The organism is Geminicoccus flavidas (genome assembly GCF_009806515.1).
In the GTDB taxonomy this organism is placed as follows: Bacteria; Pseudomonadota; Alphaproteobacteria; order Geminicoccales; family Geminicoccaceae; genus Geminicoccus; species Geminicoccus flavidus.
In genome coordinates this window covers 1-10,296 of sequence record NZ_WUJP01000573.1, presented here as the reverse complement: position 1 = coordinate 10,296, position 10,296 = coordinate 1, and the positions used below count along the sequence as shown (strand labels likewise).

The window sequence follows — 10,296 nt, the reverse complement described above, 5'->3', positions numbered from 1 at the left end:
CTCTTGTTTTGGCACGCCGCCTGGCGGCGACGATCAGCCTTTCCCTGAGCGGCGCGAACGATACGGCAGTCCTGCCATGGCCTGAACGTGAAATCGTCCGACTGTCTTAGGGCAGGAGGCCGCAGTGGCCCGGCTTCAGCCCAGCCCCAACGCCCGGTTGCGGGCACGCTGGATGTGCGCCGCCATCGCGGCCTCCGCACCGGCGGCGTCGCGGGCCAGCATCCGCTCCAGGATGCCCAGATGTTCCTCCATGACCGGGACCACCAGCGCGTCGATGCGGGTGGCGGCGTCGCGGATCAGGCGGATCTTGATCGAGTTGACGCGGTAGGCCTTGCTGATGATCTCGTTGCCCAGCGCATCGATGATCTGATCGTGCATGCCCCAGTCGGTTGCCTGGGCCAGCGCCTCCAGCTCCGGGCAATGACCCTCGGTGCGGGCACGCTCGATCACCAGGAGGTGGCGGGCGTGCAGGGCCCGGAGCAGCTCGTCGGATGCGGTCTCGACGAACAGCCGGGTGGCAGGTGCCTCCAGGAACAGGCGGAACTGGTAGGCGTCGCGGATCAGGTGGAGGTCGAGATGGGCGATCTGCATGCCGCGCTGCGGCACGGTGCGGATCAGGCCCTCGGCCTCCAGGCGCGGGATCAGCTCGCGGATCGCCCCCAGCTTCATGCCGGTGAGCGCCACCAGCTCGCGCTGCGAGACGAACTGGCCGGGCCGCAGCTCCTTAGCGAGGAGCTGCCGGGTGAACCGGTCATAGGCCTGCTCGCGCAGCTTCAGCTGGGCAGCCCCGTCGCCGGCCTCCGGTACGCTCATGTCGCGGTGGCTTGCCGAGCCAGCATCCCATCCAGCAGCGGCAGGAGCGGCCTGACATCCCTGGCCGGCAGGAGCGGCGGGCGCACTGCCGTCCAGGCGGGGTCGCCGGTGCGCGCTGCCACCAGCCCCTTGACCGCCGGGATCACCGGCTGGCCGCAGATCGCATCCACGAACGGCGCGATCCGCGGATCGTCCCGGCCCTCAGTGGCGAGCGGCAGCAATGCGGCCGGGCAGAGATTGGCCAGGCCGGAGATGGCACCCTGGCCGCCCCGCCGCACTGCCCGTGCCAGCTGGCGCTCGTCGCCGATCAGGATGGTCAGCCGCTCGCCATGGGCGGTGAGCAACGCCTCCGCATAGGCCCAGTCGCCCGAGGAATCCTTCACCCCGGTCACCACCCCGGGAAACTCCTCGGCCAGGCGCGTCACCAGCGGGAGGCTGAGCGGCACGGCGGTGACCGACGGGATGTGGTAGAGCAGCAGGTCGCGGGCGCGGCCGCCCAGCCGCTCGATCAGGCTGGCGAACCAGCGGAACAGGCCCTCGTCGTCCACGTCCTTGAAGTAGAAGGGGGGCGGCAGCAGGACGGCATGGGCGTCGTGCTCATAGGCCTGGCCCACCTGGAACAGCGCCGATTCCATCGAGGCAGCGGCAACGCCGCCGATCAGGCGGTGCTCGCTGATGCCGGCCGCTTCCAGCGCCTGCCAGACCGCCTCGCGCTCGCTGTCCCCGATCGAGGCGCCCTCGCCGGTGGTGCCGAACAGGGTGACCCGCGCACAGCCATTGGCAAGGCACCAGCTGGCATGGCGCACCATCCGCGCCAGGTCGATGCTGCCATCCTCGGCGAACGGCGTCGCGAGTGCTGCCGAGAGTCCGAACCGATCGCCCGCCATCCGTCATCCCCACCATTCAAGCCAGCCCTGTCGACAGGCTGATGCCACGACTGACATGTCAGTGCGAGGATATTCCGCTTGCAGGGTCGCCGGGTCCATGTTTGATCGTCTGGAACGATCAGGGCGGTGGTGCCCAGCCCGGCAGGAGACCGGGCAACCGGCGCCGCGCCATGAACAGGCCAGGCCAGAACGGCGGCCGGACAGGGAGGCGAGCAACAATGAGATTCGGCAGGACGACGCGGCGTTCGGTGCTGGCCGGCACGATGGCGGCCGGCGCCTTCGGGCTGTCGGGGGCACGGCTGGCATGGGCCGATCCGGCCTGGAAGGCGTTCGAGGGCACCGATCTCGAGGTCATGCTGACAAAGGGGCCGCGCGGCGAGACGCTGCAGAAATACGAGGACGAGTTCACCGAGCTCACCGGCATCCGGGTGGGCTCCGAGCAGATTCCCGAGCAGCAGCAGCGCCAGAAGGCGGTGATCGAGCTGACCTCCGGCTCGCCCAGCTTCGACGTGATCCATCTGAGCTATCACGTGCAGAAGCGCCAGTTCGAGAAGGCCAAGTGGCTGGCCGACTTCTCGCAGTTCCTGAAAGACAGCAACCTCACCGAGGCGACGCTGACTGAGGACGATTTCTCCGCGGCGGGCCTGCTCTATGCCAAGAACGATGCCGGCGAGATGCGCTCGCTGCCGTTCTCAGTCGATTACTGGATGGTCTACTACAACAAGGAGATGTTCGAGCGCAAAGGCGTGGTCTATCCCACGACCTTCGACGAGCTGGTCACGGCCGCCGAGAAGCTGACCGATCCGGCGAACGGCGAGTACGGCTTCGTGGCGCGCGGCCTGCGCAACGCCAACGTGCCGGTCTGGACCTCGTTCCTGCTGGGCTATGGCGGCACCATGGTCGATGAGCAGGGCCAGCTCAAGACCGACACGCCGGAAGCGATCGAGGCGGCCAAGCTCTACCAGCGCCTGCTCACCAAGTCGGCCCCGCCCGGCGTGGCCGGGTTCAACTGGTCGGAATGCCAATCGGCCTTCCTGCAGGGCAAGGTCGGCATGTGGATGGACGGTGTCGGCTTCGCGCCGCCGTTAGAGGATCCGACCAAGTCGCGGATCGTTGGCAAGGTCGGCTATGGCGTGATGCCGAAGGGCCCGGTGAAGCAGGTCTCGGCCACGTTCGGCGACGGGATCGGCGTGGCCGAGGCCAGCAGCAACAAGGAAGCCGGCTATCTCTACTGCCAGTGGGCGGTGTCCAAGCTGATGGGCACCAGGCTGCTGCAGGCCGGCGGTGGCGTGCCGTTCCGCAAGTCGATCCTGAACGACCCCGAGGTGCGCAAGGGCGTGACCCTGCCAGCCGAATGGGTCGAGTGCGTGGCGGGGTCGGCCGAGGTCAGCGAACTGGGCCTGCCGGTCATCATCCCGGTCACCGAGTTCCGGGACACGTTCGGCACGGCGCTCACCACGCTGCTCTCCGAGGGTGATCCCGCTGCCCTGCTCAAGCAGGCGACCCAGCAATTCCAGCCGGTGCTCGACAAGAGCGAAGCATGACGCCCAGCCTGGCCCTGGAAAAGCCTGCCGCCGCCGCGCCCCCGGCTTCCCGCCGGCGGGCCGGGGGCTCGCTCTGGCCGTTCGTGCTGCCCGCCCTGATCGTGGTCGCCTCGGTGATCGTGTTCCCCTGGGGGTTCACCATCTGGATGAGCCTGAACGAGTGGCAGATCGGCGGCGGCAGCAGCTTCGTGGGCCTAGCCAATTACGGACGCCTCCTGACCGACCTGCGCTTTCACGATGCACTCTGGCACACGCTCTACTTCACGGCACTGGCGGTGATCTTGCCGGTGGTGCTGGGCCTGTTCTCGGCCATCGTGTTCCACCAGAACTTCAAGGCGCGCGGCTTTCTGCGCGCGCTGTTCGTCATGCCGATGATGGCGACCCCGGTGGCGATCGCACTCGTCTGGGCGATGATGTTCCACCCGCAACTGGGGGTGCTGAACTACCTGCTCTCGCTGGTCGGCATCCCGCCGCAGCTCTGGGTGTTCCACCCATCCACCGTGATCCCCTCGCTGGTCCTGGTCGAGACCTGGCAGTGGACGCCGCTGGTCATGCTGATCGTGCTGGGCGGGCTCGCCGCGATCCCGACCGAGCCCTATGAGAGCGCGCTCATCGACGGGGCCAGCGGCTGGCAGATGTTCTGGCACATCACCCTGCCGCTGGTGCTGCCGTTCGTCATGGTGGCGGCGATCATCCGCTCGATCGACGCGATCAAGAGCTTCGACATCATCTATGCGATCACCCAGGGCGGGCCCGGCACCGCGTCGGAGACCGTCAACCTTTATCTCTACAGCGTGGCCTTCGCCTATTACGACATCGGCTACGGCTCGGCGATCGCGGTGGTGTTCTTCCTCATGGTGATCGGCCTGGCGGTTCTGCTGCTCTGGTTGAAGAAGCGCGTCCAATGGACCGAGGTCGGAATCGGCGCATGAGGGCGAAGCGGCTCCTGAACCGAATCGGTCTGTGGTTCGCGGTCCTGATGATCGTCTCGCCGGCCGTGCTGTTCTTCGTCTGGATGCTGTCGCTCTCGCTCAAATACGAGGTCGACAACGCGGCCTACCCGCCGATCCTGATCCCGGAGAACTTCGCCTGGGCCAACTACGCGGCGGTGCTCGAATCCAACCGCTTCGGCACGTACTTCCTGAACAGCGTGCTGGTCACAGGCTCGGCCACCCTCCTGGGCCTGCTGGTGGGCGTGCCGGCCGGCTACGGCATGGCGCGGATGAAGGCGACCAAGTCGGCGGTGGTCGTGCTGATCGCGCGGATGACGCCCGGCCTGTCCTACCTGATCCCGCTCTTCCTTCTCTTCCAGTGGCTGGGGCTGATGGGCACGCTCCTGCCGCAGATCATCATCCATCTGGTGATCACCGTGCCGATCATCATCTGGATCATGATCGGTTATTTCGAGACCACGCCGTTGGAACTGGAGGAGGCCGCCGTGATCGACGGCGCCTCGCGCTGGCAGGTGTTTCGCCACGTGGCCCTGCCGATCGCCAAGCCCGGCATCACCGTGGCCTTCATCCTGGCGGTAATCTTCTCCTGGAACAATTTCGTGTTCGGCATTGTGCTGGCCGGCCGCGAGACCCGCACGCTTCCGGTCGCGGTCTACAACATGATCTCGTTCGAGCAGCTGAGCTGGGGGCCGCTCGCCGCCGGTGCGCTGCTGGTGACCCTGCCGGTCCTGCTGCTGACCGTGCTGGCGCAGCGCCAGATCGTGGCGGGGCTGACGGCGGGGGCGGTGAAGGGAGGTTGAGCTTCTGGCATCTGATGAGTATGATCATACTCGGAATGTGATAATCTCGCGGCTAGGTTCCACGCCTAGAGGGACCGCCATTTGAAGAGCCGCGATATTATCCGTCGGCTGCAAGCCGAGGGATGGGTGCTCGCTCATGTGCACGGCAGTCGCCACCAGTTCAGACATCCCGACAAGCCGGGGCGCGCGTTCCACATCCGAGCAAGGAGATCCCGAACGGCACGCTCCGCAGCATCAACCGGCAGGCAGGATGGGACTGGCAGGGGGAGATGAAGCGTTGGACCGCTATCTGGCGTTGATCCATCGCGAGAATGATGTGTTCGGCATGTCCTTCCCGGATTTTCCCGGCTGCGTTGCGGGCGGCGACAGTTTCGAGGAGGCTGTCGAGAGCGGCATCGAGGCGCTGCGGTTCCATGTCGATGACATGATCGAGGCTGGGTTGCCGATCCCGCGGCCGCGGTCACTGGAGGACCTGGAAGCGGATCCGGACTTCATGGAGGACCGCCAGGATTCCATCCTGGCGACGATCCCACTGTTGCCGCATGCCGGCCGGTCACGACGGATCAACTTTACCATCGACGAAGCGGTTCTCGCAGAGATCGACCGGTTCGTGAATGATCGGGAAGGCTACAGCCGGTCCCGGTTCTTTGAAGATGCGGCTCGCGCCATGCTCGCGCGAAGCTGAGCATGGCGACGCCCCTCTTCACCATCGGCTACGAAGCCTTGGCCCAGCGGGACGTGCTGGATGCGCTGGCCGGGGCAGGGGTGGAACTGCTGGTCGACGTCCGGGCTGTGTCCGCCTCGCGCCGGCCGGGCTTTGCCAAGAACGCGCTGCGCTCAGGCGTCGCGGCGATCGGTATTGAGTACCTGCACCTGCGCGCCCTCGGTACGCCCGCCGCGGGACGCCTGGCCGCCCGCAGCGGCCGCTATGACGACATGCGCCGGATCTTCACGGCGCATCTGGAAACGCCCGAGGCGGTCCACGAGTTCGAGATGCTGCGCGATCTTGCCGGGCGGCGGCGCTGCTGCCTGCTCTGCTACGAGCGCCAGCCGCACCACTGCCATCGGCTGGTCATCGCCGAGCGGCTGGACCTGCCGACCCGCCACCTCCTGGCCTGACCGCCCCGACCGGAGCCTAGTGGGCATCCGACAGGTTGATGTCGAACACTAGCAGACCGCCCTTGCCGCCATCGGCCGCAGCGGTGAGCTGCTCGCCCAGCGCCTTGTGCTCCGGGTCGACCAGGTAGGTGTCGCGGGCCTTTACGTCCATGAAGTCGATGGTGAAGCCGTGGGTGTAGCCCCGGTTCAGGCCCTCCGGGCTGCAGTTCTCGCTGCCGTGGAAGTCGACCATGCCGGGGATCGCATGGCGCAGGGCAGCCAGGCCGTCGAAGATCTTCTGCAGCTCGCCCTTGCGCAGGTCTTCGCGCGGCTTGAACAGGACGACATGGCGAATCATGCGGTGCACCTTCCCGAGCGGCCGTCTGCCGCGAACGATGGTCCCATCGGGCCCGAGCGGCCATTACCGCGAACGATAGTCTTATAGAAACAGCAGGTGAACCGTCTCGCGGGTTCCCCGCTCAGGCCGCCGGAGCGGGAGCCAGGGTCTCCGCGAGCCGGACGAAGCTGCCGTCGGAAAGCTGGAAGCGCACCCAGCGCAGCCGGCTGTCCCGAATCTGGATGAGGGCACCATCGTTGGCCCCGGTCTGCAGCTCGACCGCCGGGGCGGCCGGTTCGAACCAGCCGAGTTCGCCGAGCCTCGTCTCGGCGGCGATGATGCCGGGGCTGGCGCAGGGCCAGAGCGAGGTGCCCATCAGCTCTGACGCCGGCACCCGGCAAAGGCGCTCCCGGGCCGGGGAGAGCGCCAGCAGCCGGTGGGTCAGATCGCAGACCAGATGGACCTCCGCAGTCGAACGGCGGACCATGCGCGCAAGCTCGAAGTCGGCGGCGCTGTCCAGCCGTGCCTGGAGCAGCCGGCGGATCGCCCGCTGTCCGTCCGAATCGGGCGTGAGCTGCCCGCTCTCCCAGCGCGACACGGTCGCCTGGGTCACGCCCAGCAATTCCGCCGCGTGGTTCTGCTTGACCCGCCGCAACGCCCGCCAGCCGCGCAGCGAGCGGCCGAGCCTGGCGGGATCGCGGCAGGGAATCGCCACCTCTTCCATGCGCCTGTCCTTTCGAACGCCGGTCGGCCGACGCGCTCCAGGCCGACGTGCTCCAGGCCGACGTGCTCCAGGATAGGGCTACTTGCGGCTTCGGCTAGAGCTTGCAGCCCTTCAGGTCCACGCCCTGCTTCTTCAGGAACGCCTTGGTCTCCAGCCACCAGTCGGCCTTCCCGTTCCAGTCCAGGCGCGCCTTGTCATTGCCGAGCGTGCCCCAGATTACCACCCCGTCGGCACCGGAATCCTTCACCGTCTGGAGCTGCAGGGCGAAGGCCCCCTTGGGCAGCAATTCATGGACATAGCGTCCGCCCGCCACATCCCATGCCGCCCGGCGCTGCATCCACAAGAACGGATAGACCGGCTTCTTCGGCCAGTTGGCGCGGGCAGCCTTCATGGTGCCGTTGGTATAGGCGCGGAAATTCGCCGGCGTCGTATAGCCATAGAGCTGCGGAAACAGGGCATCGGACTCGTTGCCGACCCGCTTCAGCGCAGCGACACCCAGTTCGTACGGTGTCTTTTTTCCACTGGCTGGGCTCTCGTAGAAGGGCGGGGGAGCAACCCGGAAGTACCCGACCCTGGCGCTGGACTTGAGGGCCTTCAGCTCCTGCTTCAGGAAGTGCAGCAGGTCGTAATAGTCGGCAGCCTTGCTGGTCATCACCGCAGCGCTGTCGGTCGGCAACAGGTCCCAGCTCCCCTCCACGTCCAACACCACGAACTTGTCCGCCGTCTTTGCAGCGGCATCGCGCACAGTGGGCGCACCCTTCCTGCGCAGCTGCGCATAATCCGGGGTTTGGCCCTGCTTGCCCCCCTTGAACAGGGCGCCAGGATAGACGATCGGCATCGGCTTCAGGCCGCACTGCTCGAAGCCCGTGATCGTCTGGTTGAACTTCAGCGCGTAGTAGACCGGAAGGGCCTTGGCCGCCGCGGCAGGCGCCGGCTGAGCGAACATGCTGATGCCGATGCCGGCGATAGCCACCAGCAACGAGGAAAATCTGGACCGGACCATGAAGCCGATTGTCCCTTTGCTATGATCGTCTTGCGGTCGGAGCGGCAGGACAGCCTGATCCGAGAGCAAGCGGGCAACATTCCCTTCCGGCTGCAAACGTTATGGGTCGTCAGCTCTAAGGGCAGCGCTACTTAGCAAATTCCAATGATCAGTACAGCAGGATTTATTGTACTTCGGTTTCTTCTGAAAATCTTGTGGTTGACGCCCAACCGGGTACTGCCACCGGGCGGTGACCGCTCTCCCGCGTCGGGTCGCGCATAACTTATGCGCTGCGCCGCCGCGGCGTCCGTGGCAAGGCCGCCCTGGGCAGGGCCGGAGGCGGCCGAGGCTGGATGCGGTGACGATGACCTGGCTGCGGATCGGGTGGTTCTATGCGGTGGGTGTGCTGGCGGCGGCCCAGCTCGGCAAGCTTTCGAGCCTGGCGACGCCGATCGGCCAGGCACTGGACCTCCATCTGTCCTCGGTGGCGCTGGTGATCTCGCTCCTGGAGCTGGCAGGAGCCCTCCTGGGCCTGGCGGCGGGTCGGATCGTCGCCAGGCTTGGGCTGCGCCGGAGCCTGGTGGCGGGTCTGGTACTGCTGACGCTGGCCGGGCTGGGGCAGGGGCTCAGCACCAGTTCGGGCGGGCTGCTCGCCTGGCGCGTCCTGGAAAGCGTCGGCTATCTGGCGATCGTGGTGGCAGCCCCGGTCCTGATCTTCCACAGCGCCCGGGAGGCGGACCGGGACAGCGCGCTAGCCTTGTGGAGCAGCTTCGTGCCGGTGGGCGTGGCGCTGGGTGCCATGTCGGCGGGGCTGCTTGCCGAGCTTTGGTCGTGGCGGACGGCACTAGTGGCGATCGCGGCGACCGCCGGCCTCGCCTGCCTTGCCACCTGGGCCGTTCCGGTACCAGCGGAGGCAGCGACGCGGCCGCGGGCGGCACGGAGCCGGCTGCCGCCGCCGCGTGCCTGGGCGCTCTCGGCGGCCTTTGGCTGCTATGCGCTGTTCGAGGTCGGCATGTTGGCGCTGCTGCCGAGCTTCCTGGTCGAACAGACGGGGGCCGGCACGGGGCTCGCCGGCGTGGTGACCGGCCTCGCCTCGTTCGCGACGCTGGCCGGCAGCATCGTCGCGGCCTGGCACCGCCGGCGGCAGCGTTCCGGCACCGGTCCGCTCCTGATGCTGGCCCTACTCCTGCCGGCAGCCCTCCTGTTCCTCCTGTTCCGGCCAGAACCGGGCTTGGCGGCCGCGGCAACGGTGGCGATCCTGCTCAATGCCATCTCCGGGATCTTCCCTGGCCTGGCCTTTGCGCTGCTGCCGAAGGTCGCGGGCAGGGAAGGGCTCATCGGTGCCAGCGGCCTACTCACCCAGTTCGGGGCCAGCGGCTCGCTGCTGGGTCCACCGGTCTATGCCCTGCTGGCGGCATGGTGGGGGTGGCAGGGTGCGGCCCTCGCCGGCAGTCTCGCCTCGCTGGTGTGTCTTCTCCTGATGCGGGCGGCACTGCGGCCGGCCGCATCTCGCAGCGGCCGGCGATTTGCGGAGGGATGTCCATGAGCATGGCGGACCGGCTTCAGGTGCGGCCGCGGGTGGTGGCGCTCGATGGCGATGACACGCTCTGGCACAACGAAACCATGTTCGTGACCTCGCACGAGCGGTTCCGGGCACTGCTGCTGCGCCATGTCGACCTGCCGGCCGGGCGGATCGACGCCTGGCTGCTCGAGACCGAGCGGCGCAACCTCGGCACCTATGGCTACGGCATCAAGGGCTTTGTCCTGTCCATGGTGGAGACCGCGATCGAGGCGACCGGGGGCCGGATCCCGGCCGGCGACATCGCCGAGATCATGCGCTTTGGCCGGGCGATGCTGGACCATCCCGTGGAGCTGATCGACGGGGCCGCCGAGGTCATCGGGGAGCTGCGCCAGACCGGCTGCGAGCTCTGGCTGGTCACCAAGGGCGACCTGTTCGACCAGGAGAGCAAGATCGCCCGCTCCGGCCTGGCCGAGCGCTTCGACCGGATCGAGATCCTCTCGGAGAAGGACAGCCACGCCTATCGCCGCCTGCTCACCCGCCACGGCGTGGCACCGGAGGAGTTCGCCATGGCCGGCAACTCGCTGCGCTCCGACGTCCTGCCGGTGGCGGAGCTGGGCGGGCTCGCCTGCCACGTTC

Annotated in this window: 13 protein-coding genes; 8 read left to right on the top strand and 5 right to left on the bottom strand. The window is 67.5% G+C overall.

Going from position 1 to position 10,296, the window contains the following annotated elements; all coding sequences use genetic code 11:
• Nucleotides 1-135: 135 nt before the first annotated feature.
• Both EQG76_RS16430 and EQG76_RS16425 read right to left on the bottom strand, forming a co-directional pair.
• On the bottom strand, nt 136-813 hold the full coding sequence (locus tag EQG76_RS16430) for a GntR family transcriptional regulator (RefSeq protein ID WP_159715373.1): 678 nt from the start codon (nt 811-813) through the stop codon (nt 136-138).
• Entirely contained in the window at nt 810-1,700 is an 891-nt protein-coding gene (locus tag EQG76_RS16425; protein ID WP_159715371.1) for a dihydrodipicolinate synthase family protein, read from the bottom strand. The genes EQG76_RS16430 and EQG76_RS16425 overlap by 4 nt, the downstream gene beginning before the upstream one ends.
• Nucleotides 1,701-1,918: 218 nt before the next feature.
• Between EQG76_RS16425 and EQG76_RS16420 the strand changes: the two genes are divergently transcribed.
• The 6 genes from EQG76_RS16420 (at nt 1,919) to EQG76_RS16395 (ending at nt 6,116) form a co-directional block, all read left to right on the top strand.
• Nucleotides 1,919-3,244, top strand: coding sequence for an ABC transporter substrate-binding protein (locus EQG76_RS16420; protein ID WP_159715369.1), 1,326 nt, complete (start codon nt 1,919-1,921; stop codon nt 3,242-3,244).
• Entirely contained in the window at nt 3,241-4,176 is a 936-nt protein-coding gene (locus tag EQG76_RS16415; protein WP_159715367.1) for a carbohydrate ABC transporter permease, read from the top strand. The genes EQG76_RS16420 and EQG76_RS16415 overlap by 4 nt, the downstream gene beginning before the upstream one ends.
• On the top strand, nt 4,173-4,997 hold the full coding sequence (locus tag EQG76_RS16410) for a carbohydrate ABC transporter permease (protein WP_200840857.1): 825 nt from the start codon (nt 4,173-4,175) through the stop codon (nt 4,995-4,997). The genes EQG76_RS16415 and EQG76_RS16410 overlap by 4 nt, the downstream gene beginning before the upstream one ends.
• Nucleotides 4,998-5,123: 126 nt before the next feature.
• Entirely contained in the window at nt 5,124-5,270 is a 147-nt protein-coding gene (locus EQG76_RS33515) for a hypothetical protein (protein ID WP_321573474.1), read from the top strand.
• Between the two features lie 4 nt (nt 5,271-5,274).
• Entirely contained in the window at nt 5,275-5,682 is a 408-nt protein-coding gene (locus EQG76_RS16400; protein ID WP_159715363.1) for a type II toxin-antitoxin system HicB family antitoxin, read from the top strand.
• A gap of 2 nt (nt 5,683-5,684) precedes the next feature.
• Complete coding sequence (locus tag EQG76_RS16395; RefSeq protein WP_159715361.1) at nt 5,685-6,116, top strand: DUF488 domain-containing protein; 432 nt, start codon at nt 5,685-5,687, stop codon at nt 6,114-6,116.
• A gap of 16 nt (nt 6,117-6,132) precedes the next feature.
• Here the strand turns inward: EQG76_RS16395 and EQG76_RS16390 are convergent, their stop codons facing one another.
• From EQG76_RS16390 to EQG76_RS16380, 3 genes are all read right to left on the bottom strand, one after another.
• A complete protein-coding gene (locus EQG76_RS16390) occupies nt 6,133-6,453 on the bottom strand; it encodes a Dabb family protein (RefSeq protein WP_159715359.1) in 321 nt (106 codons plus the stop codon).
• A gap of 121 nt (nt 6,454-6,574) precedes the next feature.
• Complete coding sequence (locus EQG76_RS16385) at nt 6,575-7,156, bottom strand: helix-turn-helix transcriptional regulator (protein WP_159715357.1); 582 nt, start codon at nt 7,154-7,156, stop codon at nt 6,575-6,577.
• Nucleotides 7,157-7,250: 94 nt separating this feature from the next.
• On the bottom strand, nt 7,251-8,159 hold the full coding sequence (locus tag EQG76_RS16380; RefSeq protein WP_159715355.1) for a hypothetical protein: 909 nt from the start codon (nt 8,157-8,159) through the stop codon (nt 7,251-7,253).
• Between the two features lie 343 nt (nt 8,160-8,502).
• On the opposite strand from EQG76_RS16380, the gene EQG76_RS16375 reads away from it, so the two are divergent.
• Both EQG76_RS16375 and EQG76_RS16370 read left to right on the top strand, forming a co-directional pair.
• On the top strand, nt 8,503-9,684 hold the full coding sequence (locus EQG76_RS16375) for an MFS transporter (RefSeq protein ID WP_159715353.1): 1,182 nt from the start codon (nt 8,503-8,505) through the stop codon (nt 9,682-9,684).
• Nucleotides 9,681-10,296: HAD family hydrolase (locus tag EQG76_RS16370; RefSeq protein WP_159715351.1), on the top strand; the 616-nt coding region annotated here is incomplete at its 3' end. The genes EQG76_RS16375 and EQG76_RS16370, both read left to right, overlap by 4 nt.